Annotated in this window: 15 protein-coding genes; 9 read left to right on the top strand and 6 right to left on the bottom strand. The window is 71.2% G+C overall.

Features of this window, described 5'->3' with window-relative positions; translation table 11 throughout:
* Positions 1-608 precede the first annotated feature (608 nt).
* On the bottom strand, positions 609-1,583 hold the full coding sequence (locus ACZ4NB_RS37480; protein WP_467667527.1) for a LysR family transcriptional regulator: 975 nt from the start codon (positions 1,581-1,583) through the stop codon (positions 609-611).
* Between the two features lie 177 nt (positions 1,584-1,760).
* On the opposite strand from ACZ4NB_RS37480, the gene ACZ4NB_RS37475 reads away from it, so the two are divergent.
* Positions 1,761-1,952, top strand: a complete 192-nt coding sequence (locus ACZ4NB_RS37475; protein ID WP_467667526.1) for a hypothetical protein — start codon at positions 1,761-1,763, stop codon at positions 1,950-1,952.
* A 56-nt stretch (positions 1,953-2,008) separates the two neighbouring features.
* Here the strand turns inward: ACZ4NB_RS37475 and ACZ4NB_RS37470 are convergent, their stop codons facing one another.
* The 5 genes from ACZ4NB_RS37470 to ACZ4NB_RS37450 are packed head-to-tail and all read right to left on the bottom strand — an operon-like array spanning position 2,009 to position 7,665.
* Positions 2,009-2,989, bottom strand: a complete 981-nt coding sequence (locus tag ACZ4NB_RS37470; protein ID WP_467667525.1) for an ABC transporter ATP-binding protein — start codon at positions 2,987-2,989, stop codon at positions 2,009-2,011.
* A complete protein-coding gene (locus tag ACZ4NB_RS37465) occupies positions 2,986-3,990 on the bottom strand; it encodes an ABC transporter ATP-binding protein (RefSeq protein WP_467667524.1) in 1,005 nt (334 codons plus the stop codon). The genes ACZ4NB_RS37470 and ACZ4NB_RS37465 overlap by 4 nt, the downstream gene beginning before the upstream one ends.
* Positions 3,990-4,976: an ABC transporter permease gene (locus ACZ4NB_RS37460; protein ID WP_467667523.1), complete on the bottom strand. Its 987-nt coding sequence runs from the start codon at positions 4,974-4,976 to the stop codon at positions 3,990-3,992. The genes ACZ4NB_RS37465 and ACZ4NB_RS37460 overlap by 1 nt, the downstream gene beginning before the upstream one ends.
* Positions 4,973-5,911: an ABC transporter permease gene (locus ACZ4NB_RS37455; protein WP_467667522.1), complete on the bottom strand. Its 939-nt coding sequence runs from the start codon at positions 5,909-5,911 to the stop codon at positions 4,973-4,975. The genes ACZ4NB_RS37460 and ACZ4NB_RS37455 overlap by 4 nt, the downstream gene beginning before the upstream one ends.
* An 8-nt stretch (positions 5,912-5,919) precedes the next feature.
* Positions 5,920-7,665 carry an ABC transporter substrate-binding protein gene (locus tag ACZ4NB_RS37450; RefSeq protein WP_467667521.1) on the bottom strand — a complete coding sequence of 582 codons (1,746 nt, stop codon included), beginning with the start codon at positions 7,663-7,665 and terminating at the stop codon, positions 5,920-5,922.
* 198 nt (positions 7,666-7,863) lie between these two features.
* Here ACZ4NB_RS37450 and ACZ4NB_RS37445 point away from each other — a divergent pair, with 198 nt between their 5' ends.
* From ACZ4NB_RS37445 to ACZ4NB_RS37410, 8 genes are all read left to right on the top strand, one after another.
* Positions 7,864-9,018, top strand: coding sequence for an NAD(P)/FAD-dependent oxidoreductase (locus ACZ4NB_RS37445; RefSeq protein ID WP_467667520.1), 1,155 nt, complete (start codon positions 7,864-7,866; stop codon positions 9,016-9,018).
* A 53-nt stretch (positions 9,019-9,071) separates the two neighbouring features.
* Complete coding sequence (locus ACZ4NB_RS37440; protein WP_467667519.1) at positions 9,072-9,386, top strand: (2Fe-2S)-binding protein; 315 nt, start codon at positions 9,072-9,074, stop codon at positions 9,384-9,386.
* Complete coding sequence (locus tag ACZ4NB_RS37435; protein WP_467667518.1) at positions 9,367-10,896, top strand: FAD/NAD(P)-dependent oxidoreductase; 1,530 nt, start codon at positions 9,367-9,369, stop codon at positions 10,894-10,896. Before ACZ4NB_RS37440 ends, ACZ4NB_RS37435 begins: the two co-directional genes overlap by 20 nt.
* A gap of 86 nt (positions 10,897-10,982) precedes the next feature.
* A complete protein-coding gene (locus ACZ4NB_RS37430) occupies positions 10,983-11,891 on the top strand; it encodes a dihydrodipicolinate synthase family protein (RefSeq protein ID WP_467667517.1) in 909 nt (302 codons plus the stop codon).
* A gap of 31 nt (positions 11,892-11,922) precedes the next feature.
* Positions 11,923-12,927 carry a proline racemase family protein gene (locus ACZ4NB_RS37425; protein WP_467667516.1) on the top strand — a complete coding sequence of 335 codons (1,005 nt, stop codon included), beginning with the start codon at positions 11,923-11,925 and terminating at the stop codon, positions 12,925-12,927.
* Entirely contained in the window at positions 12,924-14,306 is a 1,383-nt protein-coding gene (locus ACZ4NB_RS37420) for an aldehyde dehydrogenase family protein (protein WP_467667515.1), read from the top strand. The genes ACZ4NB_RS37425 and ACZ4NB_RS37420 overlap by 4 nt, the downstream gene beginning before the upstream one ends.
* Before the next feature lie 47 nt (positions 14,307-14,353).
* Positions 14,354-15,076, top strand: coding sequence for a GntR family transcriptional regulator (locus ACZ4NB_RS37415; RefSeq protein ID WP_467667514.1), 723 nt, complete (start codon positions 14,354-14,356; stop codon positions 15,074-15,076).
* Between the two features lie 219 nt (positions 15,077-15,295).
* Positions 15,296-16,561 (top strand): alpha/beta fold hydrolase, encoded by a 1,266-nt coding sequence (locus ACZ4NB_RS37410; RefSeq protein ID WP_467667513.1) that lies wholly within the window; start codon positions 15,296-15,298, stop codon positions 16,559-16,561.
* Positions 16,562-16,591: the final 30 nt, after the last annotated feature.

Here is a 16,591-nt window from a genome sequence, read left to right as displayed (position 1 = left end):
GCATGGTGAGCCCCAGGCCGGCGGCGGCCACGGTAGGTATCAGCAGTTGGGCGAGTTTCTTGAAGGTGGGGGGTCTACGCATAGCGATGGCCTCCGGGCCAGTCGGCATCCGTGCGAGGGGCACGGCGGTGGGGGGTGCGGACCGTGACGGCAACGGGAGTTGAGCACTCTCTCGCAGCTGTCATGCCCGCGAAAAGTGTGACCGTACAATGTCACAGTTCACGTGTCAGTGAAAAGAGGGTTGCAAGCAACAGAACAAGCCCCCTTTTTCATCCGTCCAGTGCGTCTCGCCGGGTTTCGATGAGCCCCCGGTGCTGGTTTCGATGGAGACGCCGGACCGTCAACGGCCTTGGTATGGTGGCCGTTTGGGAATTTCCGAGCAGCTCCGGTGCTCTCCGGGGAGCCCTTCCGTAGCGAGGGATCATGCAGGTGAACCGCTGAGAGTCGGGTTCCTGCCCTGACGGCCGTCGCTGCCGACAACGTGGCCCGGATCGGCAAGTCCGTACGGGCTACGGCTGGGTGCCGCTGACTGCCCGCTGCGGCCGGCCGGCAACCACACCGAGCCGATCCGCCGCCCGAGCGCCGCCGCCGTCCGCCGGCCCGGTAGGTCAGGGCGTGACCGTCACCGTTCGGGCCGCGTGCGGGTTCAGCTCCCGCCAGCGCGCGTACACCGGGCTGTCACTGCAGGTGGCCAGGTAGCCGTCGGCGACTCGGCGCAGGATCTCGGTGCCGTACGGTGCGAGCGGGCCGTCGTGGTGCCAGGCCAGAACATGCCGGTACCACAGGGGGTTTTCGGCCAGGGGGCGGACCACGACGCCGGGGACCTCGATGAACGTGGCCTGGCAGAGGCTGACGGCCAGGCCGGCCCGCACGATCTCGATCAGCTGCCGCCCCTCCGCTTCAAAGGGGGCGAAGGGAGCACGGCCGGTCGAGGTGCAGACGGAAGCCCAGTACTCGGGGGTCCGGTCGCTGTCGGGCCGGGGGACCGCCCAGTCCTCCTCCAGGAGCTCGGTCAACAGGACCTCGTCCCGCGCGGCGAGCGGGTGGGCCGCCGGCAGGAGGGCGAAGACCGGTTCGGTGACGACCGTGTGGAGTGCCACGCCCGCACGCTGCGGCAGCTCGCGGTCGGGGTGATCGCCGAGTACCGCCGCTTCCAGGCGGCGCGCGGCGAGGTCGTCCAGCAGAGCGACGGGGGAGTACTGGCAACGGCAGGTCGGGGCGGCCTCGGGCAGCAGTGCCCGGACGGCCAGGAGGAGGTGCCCCAGAAGCGGGGCGCCGACCGAGCCGACGCGGATCCGGTCCGCGGCTGTCATGCGACGGGCGGCACGGGCCGTGTCGGAGAGCAGTCCGTCGATGCCCGGCAGTATGGCGCGGGCCCGTCCGATGACCAGCTCGCCGAAGGGCGTGGGGACGGTGCCGGACTGTCGCCGGTCGAACAGGGGCCCGCCCAGCGCGGCCTCGATACGGCGCAGTTGGGCGCTGAGTCCTGGCTGCGTCATACGGAGCGAGGCGGCGGCGCGGGTCAGGCTCCCCGCCTCGGCGATCGCGGACACCACCCGCAGATGCCGTATCTCCAGGTCCATGGCGTGCATGTTATGGACTGACGACAGCTTTCGGACAGGGGCGTGCCTCCGCAGTCTTATGTGACATCACGCACGCGATGGGCCTTTACGGAGAGGTAGTGCTGACGTGAGACGGCCACGTCTTTTGCCGGGTACACGGTTGGTGATTCTGTCGGTGTTGCCAAGGTCGACTCCTCCGTGAAGACCGGTGAGGGGCCGATCCGGGTCATGGACGCCAAGCCGAATGCCACCCCGGTGTCGGGCTGTCGCCCCCTGGACGACGGCCCGTTCCGGGCCGGCGAGACGTTCACCGACTTCGCCGCGGGCGTCCGGATCGAGGTGCTGAGCGCTGACGGGAACGGCGAGACCGTGCGGATCACCAAGTCGTAGCCTGACGCGGACGGTCGTGCCCCGGTTCCCGGGCGGGAGCCGGGGCACGACCGTGGTCAGGCCGTTTCGGGGAAATGGCACGCCACCTGCCGCGCCGGTCCGGGTGCCGTGTTCCGTAGGGAGGGCGCCTCGGTGCGGCAGATCTCCTGGGCCTTGGGGCAGCGGGGGTGGAAGGTGCAGCCGGGTGGGGGAGCGGCCGGGCTGGGCGGGTCCCCGAGCAGGGTGATCCGCTCGCGGCCCCGTTCGGCGGTCGGGTCGGGCAGCGGGACGGCGGACAGCAGCGCGCGTGTGTAGGGATGCGTCGGGGCGGTGTAGACCTGTTCCTTCGCTCCGATTTCGACGATCCGGCCCAGGTACATCACGGCGACCCGGTCGCACACCCGCTTGACGACCGACAGGTCGTGGGCGATGAAGAGGTAGGCCAGCCCGAGTTCGCGCTGGAGCCGCTCCATCAGGTTGACGATCTGGGCCTGGACGGAGACGTCGAGGGCGGAGACCGGCTCGTCGGCGACGACGAGGCGGGGGCCGGTGGCCAGTGCGCGGGCGATGCCGATGCGCTGGGCCTGGCCGCCGGAGAACTCGTGCGGATAGCGGTCGATGTGCTCGGGGATGAGCCCCACCAGCTCCATCAGCTCAGCGGCACGCTTGCGGGCGCCCGCTGCCGAACTGCCCTGGACGAGCAGCGGATCAGAGATGATCCGGGCCACTGTCTGGCGCGGATTGAGCGAGGAGTGCGGGTCCTGGAAGACCATCTGCAGGTCCTTGCGGAGCGGCTTGAGTACCCGCTGCGGCAGATGGCTGATGTCACGTCCGTCGTACGTGACGGAGCCGGCGGTGGGTTCCAGGAGCCGGACGATCGTGCGCCCGGTGGTGGACTTGCCGCAGCCGGACTCGCCGACAAGGCCCAGCGTCTCACCCTCCGCCACGTGGAAGGTGATGCCGTCGACCGCCCGGACCGGTGCGGATCGCTTCCTCCCGGGGAACGTCACCGTCAAGTTCTGTACGGACAACAGGGGTTCGATGGTCGTGGTGGTCATGGGGCCATGCCTTCGTACGAGGGGAAGTGACAGGCGGCCGGATGCCCGGTCGGGCCGTCGAGGAGGGGGAGTTCGCTCTCGCATCGGGAGCGCTCCTGGGCGGGGGCGTCGGCCGGCCGGGGGCAGCGGGGCGCGAACGCGCAGCCGGGGGCCGGGGTGAGCAGGGACGGCGGGCTGCCGGGGATCGCCCGTAGCGGTTCCTCGTCGCTGTCGTCGAGACGGGGAAGGGAGTCGAGGAGGGCGCGGGTGTAGGGGTGGGCCGGTTCCGCGAACAGGGTTTCCACAGGGGCCCGTTCGACGCCTCGTCCCCCGTACATCACCAGAACGTCGTGGGCGACCCGGGCGACCACTCCCAGATCGTGCGTGATCATGATGACGGCCAGTCCCCGCTCCTCCTGGAGCCGGGCGATGAGCTCCAGGATCTGCGCCTGGACGGTGACGTCCAGGGCGGTGGTCGGCTCGTCCGCGATGAGCAGCTCGGGTTCGCAGGCCAGGGCCATCGCGATCATCACGCGCTGGCGCATTCCGCCGGAGAACTGATGCGGGTACTCCCGCGCCCGGCGCCTCGGCTCGGGGATACCGACCTCGCCCAGCGCTTCCACGGCCCGCTCGCGGGCGGCCCTTCTGCCGCTGCCGAAGTGCACGCGGTGGTGCTCGGCTATCTGCTCGCCCACGGTGTAGTACGGGTGGAGGCTGGAGAGCGGGTCCTGGAAGATCATCGCCATCTTCCGGCCGCGCAGCCGGTTCAGATCGCGCTCCGGCAGGCCCGTCAGCTCCCGGCCGCCCAGGGCGATGGAGCCGGTGACCGAAGCGCCGGTGTGCAGCCCCATCACCGCCAGGGAGGTGACGGACTTGCCGGAGCCGGACTCGCCGACGATGCCGAGGGTCCGGCCCCGCCGGACGTCGAAGCCGAGGCCGTCGACGGCCCGTACCGGACCGCGCGGGGTGGGAAAGGTGACCGTCAACTCCCTGACCGAGAGCACGGGTTCGCGAGCGCTCATCAGTACCTCACTCGGGGATCGACGACGGCGTAGAGCAGGTCGACGGCCAGGTTGGCGACGACAATGAAGGTGGCGGCCAGCAGCGTCACTCCGAGGATCACCGGCTGGTCGCCGCTGGAGAGTGCTCCGTAGAAGAGCCGCCCGATGCCGGGGAGCCCGAAGATGGACTCGGTGATCACCGCGCCGGCGAGCAGTCCGCCCAGATCCATGCCGAAGAGGGTCAGGACCGGGGTCATACCGGCCCGTAGCCCGTGTTTGACCACGACAGTCCGGCGCGGCAGGCCCTTGGCACGGGCGGTGCGGATGTACGGCTCCGCCATCGTCTCGATCATCGAACTGCGGCTCTGCCGTGCGTACATCGCCGCGTACAGGATGGCCAGCGCCAGCCAGGGCAGGAGCAGGTTCGACGCCCAGTCGAGCGGGTTGTCGCCGAAGGGCACATAGCTCGGATAGGGCAACAGCCCCGCGATCCGGATCACCCCGTAGATCAGCATCACGGACGTGAAGTAGACCGGCAGTGACGCGGCGGCCACCGCGCCGACCATGAGGGCGCGGTCGGTGAGGGTGTCCTTGCGCAGGGCCGCGGCGACCCCCGCGGACAGCCCGAGGACCAGCCAGATCACCGCGGCGCCGAAGGCCAGCGAGGCGGAGACCGGAAGGCGGTCCATCAGCAGGTCCCAGACGGCCTCGCTGTTCTCGTAGGAGTAGCCCAGGCACGGGACGCCGCAGCGCAGCTCGTACTGACCCGTGCCCATGGTGCGGCCCGTGAAGATGCCGGTGACGAAGTCGGCGAACTGCCGCCAAAGGGGCTGGTCGAGCCCCATGTGCTCACGGATCGCCGTCAGTCGCTCGGTGCTGCACGACTTGCCGCAGGCCGCGGCCGCAGGGTCGGACGGCAGGACGTAGAAGATGGTGAAGGTGATGGCGGCGACGGCGATCAGGACGCCGACGACGCCGAGTATCCGGCGCCCGAGGTAGAGGATCATGTGCGGCTTCCCCTCGGGTCCAGGACGTCCCGCAGCGCGTCGCCGAGCAGTGTGAACGCGAGCACGGTGAGGAAGAGGCAGGCGCTGGGGATGACGAAGTACATGGGGTCGGTGTCGTAGAAGGCGACGCTCTCGGCGATCATCTGGCCCCAGGAGGGGGTGGGCGGGCGGACGCCGACGCCCAGGTAGCTCAGGGCCGCCTCGGTGGCGATCATGCCGGGGATGATCAGGGTGGTGTAGGCGATGACGGGCCCGGCGACGCCCGGGAGGACGTCGCGGGTGAGGACCCGCCAGGGGCCGGCGCCGCCGACCCGGGCGGCGTCGACATACTCGCGGTGCTTGAGCGAGAGCGTCTGGCCGCGTACCACGCGGGCGATGCCGGGCCAGCCGAAGAGTCCGATCACGGCGGTCATCAGCACGATCCGGTTGACGTCCCGGGCCACCGACATCATCGCGATCATGAAGATGAGGGACGGGAAGGACATGATGAGGTCCATCAGCCGGGAGAGCACCGCGTCGGTGCGGCCGCCGAAGTAGCCGGCCGCGATCCCGGCCGCCGTACCGGCGCCCACGACGATCGCGGTGGCGGCGAAGGCGATGAACAGCGAGACCCGCGCGCCGTGCACGACCCGGGCGAACAGGTCGCGGCCGGTGACGGGTTCGACCCCGAGCCAGTGGTCGGCGGAAACCCCGCCGAGCGGGCCGATCGGCTGGCCGCCCAGGTAGGGGTCGACGGCGGTCTTGTCGAACTCCTCGGGCGACCAGCCGCCCAGCGTGCTGAGCAGCGGGGCGGCCGCCGCCGTGATCGCGAAGAGCACGATCACGGCGAGGGAGATCTTCACGGCGGTGCGTCGGCGCAGTTGCTGCCGGGCGAGTTGCCAGGGGCCGCTGCTCGCCGGGGCGCTGGTGGGGGTGGTGGGGGAGACGGTGGTCATGGCGGGCGTCAGTCCTCGCTCTTCGCGGGGTCCTTGAGGCCGACCGAGGCGTAGTCGAGCTGGCCGCCGAAGGAGGTCTGCCCGTACGCGCCCGCGATGTTGGTCCCCACCACCAGTGGCCAGCGGCGCGCCAGGACCGGTACGGCCGGGGCCTTGGCGAGGATCTCGCCGTCCAGCTCCCGCCAGGCCGCGTCGGCCTTCTTGGCGTCGGTCAGCGCGGCGATCTCGTCCATCCGCTTCATGGTCGCCCGGTCGCGGAAGAGGGAGTGGTTGCCCTGGTTGCCCTTCTCCTTGATGTAGCGGCCGTCGAAGACGAAGGGCAGGAAGGTGGAGCCGGAGGGGTAGTCCTGGCACCAGCCGGTGTACACCATGTCGGTGCGGTGGGCGGTGTCGCCGATGGTGGCGTAGAAGGCGGACGGGTCGACCGTTTCGATGGTGACCTTGATCCCGGCCTTGGCGAGCGACTGCTGGACCGCCTCGGCCCGCCCCTTGTCACCGTTGGAGACCGTCATCTTGGTGGTGAAGCCGTTCGGCTTCCCGGCCTCCTTCAGCAACTGCCTGGCCTTGTCCGCATCGCCGGTGGCGGGGATCTTCAAGGTGTCCGGCTGCTTGCCGCCGAAAAGGGCTGCGGGCATGTATGCGTGGGACACGTCATTGAAGGCGGGGCCGCCGGAGGAAGTGATCACGGCCTCTTTGTCGAGGGCGTACTGCACGGCCTGACGGACCTTCACCTTGTCGAAGGGGGCCCGCCCGGTGTGCATCTGCACCATGTCGGTGCAGTTGGTCGACTCGGCCAGGAGCCGTTCGCGCACGTCGGCCCTGGGCAGGACCTTGGCCGCGCTCTCCGGCCGCAGCGAGTACCAGGGGACGGCGGAGGCATCCGCGCCCTGACTGGCGATCGCCCGGTCGTCGATCTGGTTGGGCTTGAGCCCCATCACCATGACCAGTCTGTCCGGGTACGCCTTGCGTATCGCGTCGGTCTTGGGGTCCCAGTGCCGGTTGCGGACCAGGATCAGCTTCTTGTTGCGCTGATACGTCTCGATCTTGTACGGGCCCGAGGAGAACGGCCGGTTGTCGTAGCGGGGCCCGTTGTCCTTCGCCTTCGGTACCGGGGCGAAGGTGGGCAGCACCGTCGCGTTGGGGAACTCGGCGAAGGGCTTGCGCAGTTCGAAGACGATCGTCCGGTCGTTCGGCGTCTTGAGGGAATCCAGGTGCTCGCCCGTGGCCGGTCCCCGGTAGCCCTTGGCGTCCTTGAGGTAGCGGGCCGCGTAGTCGGCGCCGCCGGGCAGGTCCGGGGAGAAGGACCGCTCCACGTTGTACTTGATGTCCTGGGCGGTGACCGGCGTCCCGTCCTCGTACTTGATCCCCGCTCTGAGGTGGAAGGTCCAGGTCCTGGCGCCGTTGGAGGGCGTGCCGAGATCGGTGGCGAGGTCGGGGACCAGCTCGCCGCCGGCGGTTCCGGGGGCTGCCTTGTACGCGACCAGGGTGCGGTAGAGCAGCCGGGTCCCGAAATCCATGTCGTTCATCACCCAGTTGCGGGCCGGGTCGAGGTGGGTGAAGTCCTGGTTGGACAGGACGGTGAGGGTGCCGCCCTTCTGTGGCGTCCCGCCGACCGCCCGGCCGCTGTTGGCCGTTGCCAGGTTCTTGCGGCCGCGGGCGTCGTCCGGCTGCCGCCCGCCGGAGCAGCCGGCCGTGCCGAAGGTGAGGGCCGCCACCAGCGCGGTGGCCAGAGCTGTGCAGGTGCGCTTGTCCATGAGTGGTCACTCCGGGGGCAGTTGGACAGCCAGTGGCTGGAATGTGACCGGTAACATAGTAATGTGAAATTGCACTGACAAGGCTTCAGTCCCTTCGTTACCCACCCGTGGCCGAGGGGGCTGCCGTGGCCGCAATCGATCCGACGCAATGGATCGCGGACCCTTGGCACCGGCAGTGCAATGTGAAATATTACTGACGTGCTCACGAGGAACTCCGCAGACGTCATCGTTGTCGGGGCCGGCGTGATCGGTGCGGCGTGCGCGTATTACGCCGCCCGGTCCGGCCTCCGCGTCACCGTGCTCGACCGCGGCCCCGTGGCCGGCGGTACGACGGGGGCCGGCGAGGGCAACCTCCTGGTCTCCGACAAGGAGCCGGGGCCCGAACTCGAACTGGCCCTGCTGTCCACCGGGTTGTGGCGGGAGCTGGCCGAAGACCTCCCGCCGGACATCGAGTACGAGCCCAAGGGCGGACTGGTCGTCGCTTCCGGCGAGAGCGCGATGGCCGCACTGCGGGACTTCGCGGCCGGGCAGCGCACGGCGGGTGTCACGGCCGACGAGGTCCCGCCCGACCGCCTGCACGACCTGGAGCCCCATCTCGCCCCCGGCCTGGCGGGCGGCTTTCACTACCCCCAGGACGCGCAGGTCATGCCGGCGCTCGCCGCCGCACATCTGCTGCGCGCGGGCGGCGACCGGATCCGGCTGCGCCTCGGCCAGGAGGTCACCGGCCTGCTCACCGGGGGGAGCGGCGAGATCCGGGGAGTGCGGACGACGGCCGGGGAGCTCCACGCCCCGCACGTGGTGAACGCCGCCGGGACCTGGAGCGGCGATCTCGCCCGCCTCGCGGGCGTGGCGCTTCCCGTACGGCCCCGCCGGGGCTTCGTCCTGGTCACCGAGCCGCTGCCGCGAGTGGTGCGCAGCAAGGTGTACGCGGCCGACTATGTCGCCGATGTCGCCAGTGGCTCCGCGGCGCTGCAGAGTTCGGCGGTCGTCGAGGGCACCCCGGCGGGGCCGGTCCTGATCGGCGCCAGCCGGGAACGGGTCGGCTACGACCGCACGCTGTCGGTCGAGGTGCTGCGGCGCCTGGCGGCCCAGGCCACCGCGCTCTTCCCGGTCCTTGCCGGGGTCCGGGCGATGCGTACCTACGTCGGGTTCCGCCCCTATCTGCCGGACCACCTGCCCGCCATCGGCCCCGATCCGCGCGTCCCCGGCCTGCTGCACGCCTGCGGCCACGAAGGTGCGGGGGTCGGGCTCGCCCCCGCCACCGGACTGGCCGTCGCACGCTCACTGACCGGCGGTGAACCGCCGCTCGACATCACCCCGTTCCGGCCGGAACGCTTCCCTCCGGCAGCCTGAGACTGCCTGCGACGACCGCCATCACCGCCATACCCGCCATGAGAGGAGCACCCGTGGCCCGTACCCCCGCCGAGCTGGTCGGCGCCCAGCCCGGTCCGCCGTTCCGGATCACGTTCGACAGGCGCGAGGTGACCGCTCTGCCCGGTCAGTCCGTCGCCGCCGTACTGTGGGCGGCCGGAATCCTGGCCTGGCGCACCACGCGCAACGGCGGACGCCCGCGGGGCGCGTTCTGCGGCATCGGACAGTGCTACGACTGCCTCGCCACCATCAACGGCGAGCCCAACCGCCGTGCCTGCCTGGTGCCGGCCCGGCCGGGGGACGCCGTCACCACTCAGGAAGGACACGGCCGTGCCGCTCTCGGCGTCTGAACCGTACGACCTCGCGGTGATCGGGGCGGGCTCCGCCGGCCTCGCCGGTGCCGTCACGGCCGGTGAGCTCGGCCTGTCCGTCGTCTTGTTGGACACCTCCACCCATACGGGCGGGCAGTTCTACCGCACGCCGGCACCCGCCCTGGGAGCCGTCCGGCCCGAAGCCCTGCACCATGACTGGTCCGCGTACACCGACCTGCGCCGACGCCTTGCGCAGAGCGACGTCCGCCATCTTCCCGGGCACCATGTGTGGAGCGTGACCAAGGACGACGAAACTGCCGATGCGTGGTCCGTGCACGCCGTCACCGGGGCCGACGGCGGCGGCGAGCGCCCCGTGCGCGTACGGTCCCGCGCGGTGCTCCTGGCGACCGGCGCGTACGAACGGCAGCTCCCCTTTCCCGGCTGGACGTTGCCCGGCGTCGTGGGTGCCGGGGGAGCGCAGGCCATGCTCAAGTCCGGCCTGGTGTTGCCCGGACGGCGCGTCGTCGTCGCGGGCAGCGGCCCCCTCCTGCTCGCGGTCGCCTCCTCGCTGGAAGCCGCCGGCGCGCGAGTGCCGGCGGTCATCGAGGCGTCCGGCTATCTGCGCTACGCCCGGCACCCCCGGGCGCTCGTCACCAATCCGCACAAGGCGGCCGAGGCGCTGGTCCACGGCGCGGCGCTGCTGTGGCACCGGGTGCGGGTGCGGCTGCGCAGCGCGGTCACCGAGGTGCACGGAACCGATCGGGTGGAGGCCGTCACCGTCACACGTCTCGATCGCGACTGGCGTCCCGTACGGGGGACGGGGCGGCGGATCGACTGCGACGCGTTGGCGGTCGGACACGGCCTCGTACCCCACATCGAACTGGCCACGGCGCTCGGCTGTGCCACCCGCCCGCTGTCCGACGGCACCAGGGCCCTGGCCCTGGACGGCCTTCAGGAAACCTCGGTCCGCGGTCTGTGGGCGGCGGGTGAGACCGGGGGAGTGGGTGGCGCCCAACTGGCCAGGGTGGAAGGGGAGTTGGTTGCGGTCGTCGCTGCCGCCCGGCTCCTTGGGCGCCCCGCCCACGCCGGCCGGGTCCGGGAACTCCAGCGGCGCAGGGACCGGATGCGCGCCTTCGCCGATGCGATGACCGCCGCCCACGCACCCGGCCCGGGATGGGCGCGCTGGCTCCCGGACGACACCGATGTCTGCCGCTGCGAGGAGGTCACCGCCGGGCGGATACGCGAGGCGGTCGAAGACCTTGGAGCGTGCGACGCGCGCACTGTCAAGCTGCTGACCCGAGCCGGTATGGGCTGGTGCCAGGGCCGGATGTGCGGTCCGGCGGTGACCTGCCTCGCGGCCCGCGACCAAGCCACCGAACCCCCGGTAGAGCGCCGCCCGTTCGCCGCACCCGTCCCGCTCGCGGCGCTCGCGGCGCTCGACGGCCCCGTCGTTCCCGTCGTCAACGAGCCCGGGAGCGACGCCAACGAGCCCGGAGGCCGATCCGAAACCACATCCGAGCCCGACGCCGCCCCCGACGCCGACGGATGATCCGGCGGTGACGGCCGACCGCCGGCCGAGCCCCTCGGGGCGCCGACCCTAGTAAAATGTCACATTCCATAGAGAGGTTTACCGGCATGACCGCCACCACGTGGAACAACGCCCGCCCCTGGCGCGGCATCATGGTCGCCACCGCCCTGCCCCTGCGTGACGATCTGTCCGTCGACCACGACGCCTACGCCGAGCACGTCCGCTGGCTCCTCGACAACGGCTGCGACGGCGTGGTGCCCAACGGCTCGCTCGGCGAGTACCAGACCCTCACCGACGAGGAGCGGGCCCGCGTGGTGCGGACCGCCGTCGAGGCCGCGGGCGACGGGGCACGCGTCATGCCCGGCGTCTCCGCCTACGGCAGCGGCGAAGCCCGGCGCTGGGCGGAACAGGCGGCCGACGAGGGCTGCGGCTCGGTGCTCCTGCTGCCCCCGAACGCCTACCGGGCCGGCGAGTCGGGCGTGCGCGCCCACTACGCCGAGGTGGCGCGGGCCGGGGTGCCGGTCGTCGCGTACAACAACCCCATCGACACCAAGGTCGACCTCACCCCCGGCATGCTGGCCCGGCTGCACCAGGACGGCAGCATCGTCGCCGTCAAGGAGTTCACCGGTGACGTCCGCAGGGCCTACGAGATCGCCGAACTCGCCCCGGAACTCGATCTGTTGATCGGTGCCGACGACGTGCTGCTGGAACTCGCCGTCGCCGGTGCCGTCGGCTGGATCGCCGGATACCCCAACGCCTTCCCCGTCGGCTGCGCCACGCTGTACCACGCCGCTGTCGCGGGCGACCTGGAGACGGCCCGCCCGCTCTACAAGTCCCTGCACTCCCTGCTGCGCTGGGACTCCAAGACGGAGTTCGTCCAGGCCATCAAGCTGTCCATGGACCTCGTCGGCCGACGAGGCGGGCCCACCCGCCCGCCGCGCTCTCCGCTCACCGCGGAGACCGAGTCGGCCGTGCGGGCCGCCACCGAGAAGGCCGTCGCCGACGGCCACCGCTGACCACACCACCCCTGACCGAAAGGAAGCCCGGGTGCGTACCCGTCACGTCTTCCACGCCGTCGACTCACACACCGAGGGCATGCCCACCCGCGTCATCACCGGTGGCGTCGGCGTCATCCCCGGCGCCACCATGGCCGAGCGTCGGACGTACTTCATCGAGCACATGGACCACCTCCGGACGCTCCTGATGTACGAGCCGCGCGGCCATGCCGCCATGAGCGGCGCCATCCTCCAGCCGCCCACCCGCCCCGACGCCGACCACGGCGTCCTCTACATCGAGGTCTCCGGACTGCTCCCGATGTGCGGGCACGGCACCATCGGGGTCGCCACCGTCCTGGTCGAGACGGGCATGGTGCCGGTGACCGAACCGGTCACCACCGTCCGGCTCGACACTCCGGCGGGGCTGGTGACCGTCGACGTACGGGTCGCGGACGGCGCGGCCGAATCGGTGACGCTCACCAACGTGCCGGCGTTCTGCGCCGCGCTGGACAGCAAGGTGACCGTGCCCGGATACGGCACGGTCACCTACGACCTCGCGTTCGGCGGCAACTTCTACGCCTTCGTCGAACTCGACGCGCTGGGGCTGCCGTTCGACCGTGCGCGCAAGGACGACCTGCTGGCCGCCGGGCTCGCCGTCATGGACGCGATCAACGCCTCGCCCCAGCGGCCCGTGCACCCCGAGCAGCCGGAGATCGCCGGAGTCAAACACGTCTACCTCGCCGCTCCCGGCTCCGACGCCCGCCACTCACGGCATGCGATGGCCATCCACCCCGGCTGGTTCGACCGCTCCCCGTGCGGCACCGGCACCTCGGCCCGGATGGCCCAGTTGTACGCACGCGGCCGACTGCCCCTCGGCCAGGACTTCGTCAACGAGTCCTTCATCGGCACCCGCTTCACCGGCCGCCTGATCGAGAAGACCACCGTCGGCTCGCTGCCCGCCGTCGTACCGACCGTCACCGGACGCGCCTGGATCACCGGCACCGCGCAGTACTTCCTCGACCCGACCGACCCCTTCCCCGGAGGTTTCCTCCTGTGACCGACGCCCTCTCCCTGATCACCTCGCACAACCCGGCCGACCCGTCCGACGTACTGCTCCAGATCCCGGCGCCCGGCGCTTTCGCGTCGATCGAGGCCGTGGAGCGAGCCCGCGTCGCCCAGCCCGGATGGCTGCTCGGCGGGGCGGCCGCCCGCTCGACCGCCCTCGGTGCAGTTGCCGCCGCCATCGATACGGCAGGTGCCGAGCTGGCCGCGCTCGCCGTCCGCGAGGTGGGCAAGCCCCTCACCGAAGCCCGTGCCGAGGTCGCACGCACCGTCGCCATCTGGCGCTACTACGCCCAGGCCCCGTACGAACCCGTCGGGGCCGTCCACGAGACCGCAGCGGGCCCCGGCCTGCTGCTCACCCGCCGCCGCCCGCACGGTGTGGCCGGACTGATCACGCCCTGGAACTTCCCCTTCGCCATTCCGAGCTGGAAGGCCGCTCCGGCGCTCGCGGCCGGCAACGCGGTTGTCCTCAAGCCCGCCCCCGAGGCCATCGCCTGTGCGCGGCGCCTGGCAGAGATCATCCAACAGGCCCTGCCGGAAGGGGTGTTCACGGCGCTGCCCGGCGGAGCGCCGGAGGGTAGCGCGCTCGTCTCCGCCGCCGACGTCGTCTCCTTCACCGGCTCGACCGTCGTCGGCCAAGCCGTGGTACGCGACGCCACGGCCCGGGGCGTTCCGGTCCAGGCCGAGATGGGCGGCCTGAACGCGGCGATCGTCCTCCCGGACGCCGACATCGAGCAGGCCGCGGCCCACATCGCCGCCGCGATCGCCGGCTACGCGGGCCAGAAGTGCACCGCCACCAGCCGCGTCGTCGCGGTCGGGGCGGCGCTCGACCCGCTGCGCGAAGCGCTCTGCGAAGCCCTGCGGGCGATCCCGGTCGGGGACCCGGCCGATGCGGCGACCGTGAGCGGGCCGCTCATCGACGAACGCGCTCGCGACAAGGCCAGTGACGCCTGCGGCGGCCTGGATGTGCTGACCGGCGGCACCGTGCCCGACGGTCCCGGCTGGTACGCGGCCCCGACCCTGGTCGAGAACGTCCCCGCGGGCCATGGCCTCCTGCACGAGGAGGTCTTCGGCCCGGTCGCGGCCCTGCTGCCCGCCGACGACGTGGCGCACGCCGTACGCCTCACCAATTCCGTGTCGTACGGCCTGGTCACCTCGGTCCACACCGCCGATCTGGACGCGGCGCTGTGCGGACTCGACGGGCTCGACACCGGAATGATCCGGATCAACGCCCCGTCCACCGGCGTCGACTTCCACCTGCCGTTCGGCGGCACCAAGGCATCCAGCCACGGGCCACGCGAACAAGGCGGGGCGGCGCTGGAGTTCTACACCTCCAGTCGGACCTACACCCTGTCGCCCGCCAGAGCAACGTGACATTGTACCCTGGTGGTCCATGCCAGACCGAAGGGATCAGCACCGCCATGGGGCACCTGAAGCACCGCGACCTCAACGTCGGCCGGGAACGGCTGCGGGACCAGGTGAGCAATGCCCTGCGGGCCGCCCTGATCTCCGGCGAGCTGCGCCCGGGCGAGGTGTATTCGGCGCCCGCACTCGCCGAGGACTTCGGCATCTCCGCCACCCCGGTACGTGAGGCGATGCTCGACCTGGCCCGCGAGGGCCTGGTCGAGCCCGTCCGGAACAAGGGCTTCAGGATCACCGAGGTCAGCGAGCGCGACCTCGACCAGTGCACCGAGATCCGCGCACTGATTGAGATCCCCATGGTCGGCCGGATCACCCGCAGCGCCACACGCGAGCAGCTGGAGGCACTGCGCCCGGTCGCCGAGGAGATCGTGCGGGCCGCCCGTGACCACGACCTCATCGGGTACTTGGAGGCCGACCGGCAGTTCCACCTGTCGCTCCTGGCGCTCTCCGGCAACGACCGCCTGGTCGAAACCGTCGGCGACCTGCGCAAGCGCTCCCGGCTCTACGGGCTCACCGCCCTGGACGAGCGCGGCGAACTGATCCCCTCGGCCGAGGAGCACCTCGAACTCCTCGACCTGATGCTCGCGGGGGACGCGAAGCGGGCGGAGAAGTGCATGTCCGAGCACCTGGGCCATGTCCGCTCCCTGTGGGCCGGCGGCGGTGGCTCTTCCCCGGCCGATGGCAAGGGAGCGGCGCGGCGTACCGGGAAGCGGTCCGGCTGAGGTTCTGAGGCGCCGAGGCGCTGAGACGGTCGGGCTCCCATAATGCCGTGCTATGCCCAAGTGGGGGCTCCTCGGAAGCGGGCGGCTGAGGCACCCTGACGCATGCGCCCCTATGCAATGTCACACCTCATGCCATACCTCATCTCTGTCTCCCTACCCGCGACCTCTCGCTCACCGTGCCGCGCCGCGCCTCGGCGTACCTCGCTGTGAAAGGGCCCCATGAACCCCGCGTACGCCACTACCGACCACGTCTTCACCGTCCCGCTGGACCACCGCCGTCCCGACGGCCCGACCTTCCAGGTCTTCGCACGCGAGGTCGTCGACCCGGCTCGTGCCGATGACCGACTGCCCTGGCTGCTCTACTTGCAGGGCGGCCCCGGCGGCAAGGCGCCCCGCCCTTCGGCGGGTTCGCCGGGATGGCTGCCCCACGCGCTGAAGACCCACCGGGTGTTGCTCCTCGACCAGCGCGGTACCGGACGCTCCACCCCGCTCACCGCGCGCACGGCCTCCCGGTTCGCCTCCGCCTCCCAGCTGGCCGCACACCTGGCCCACTTCCGCGCCGACGCGATCGTTGCCGATGCGGAACTGATACGCCATCAACTGTGCGACGATGAACCCTGGGAGACGCTCGGCCAGAGCTACGGTGGCTTCCTCACCCTCACCTATCTCTCCCAGGCCCCCGACGGCCTGCGGGCCTGCTACGTCACCGGTGGCCTCCCCGGACTCACCGCGACCGCCGACGACGTGTACGCCCGTACCTACCCCCGCGTGCGCGACCGGGTCCTCGACTTCTACGCCCGCTATCCCGACGACGCCCCTCGCCTCCGCAAGATCGCCGACCTCCTCGCATCCGATGACATCCGCCTGCCCGGCGGTGACCGCCTCACCACCCGCCGGCTGCGTACCCTCGGCCTCGCCCTCGGTATGGGCGACGGCTTCGAGCGCATCCACTGGCTGCTCGACGAATCCCTGGACAGCGACGGCGAGTTGACCGACACCTTCCTTCACCAGGTCGAGTCCCTGACCGGCTTCACCGACAACCCGCTGTTCGCCGTCATGCAGGAGACCCTGTACGGGCAGGGGGCCGGGCCGACCGGCTGGGCGGCCGCCCGGGCCCTGGCCGCCTTCCCCGAGTTCGCCGAGGAGGCCGACCCCCTTCTCCTCACCGGGGAAATGATCTACCCCTGGATGTTCCGGGAGATCGCGGGCCTGCGCCCCTTCGCGGACGCCGCGGACCTCCTTGCCCAGCGCACCGACTGGCCTCCGCTCTACGACCCCCGGCGCCTCGCCGCCAACCAGGTCCCCCTCGCCGCGGCCGTCTACCACGACGACATGTACGTCGACGCGGAGCTCTCCCTGCGCACCGCTCGCGAGGTCGGCGCCAGCCGTGTCTGGGTCACCAACGAGTGGGAGCACGACGGCGTCAGCGCCTCGAACGGCCGCGTCCTCGCCCGTCTGATGGACCTGGCCGCAGGCCGCGCGTAGGTCGAACGGCCCTCCGTCTCCGCCGCAAAC

This window comes from Streptomyces sp. NPDC026575, assembly GCF_055567415.1.
Note: the sequence above shows the minus strand (reverse complement) of the source record. Positions and strands in the feature narration are given on the sequence as shown.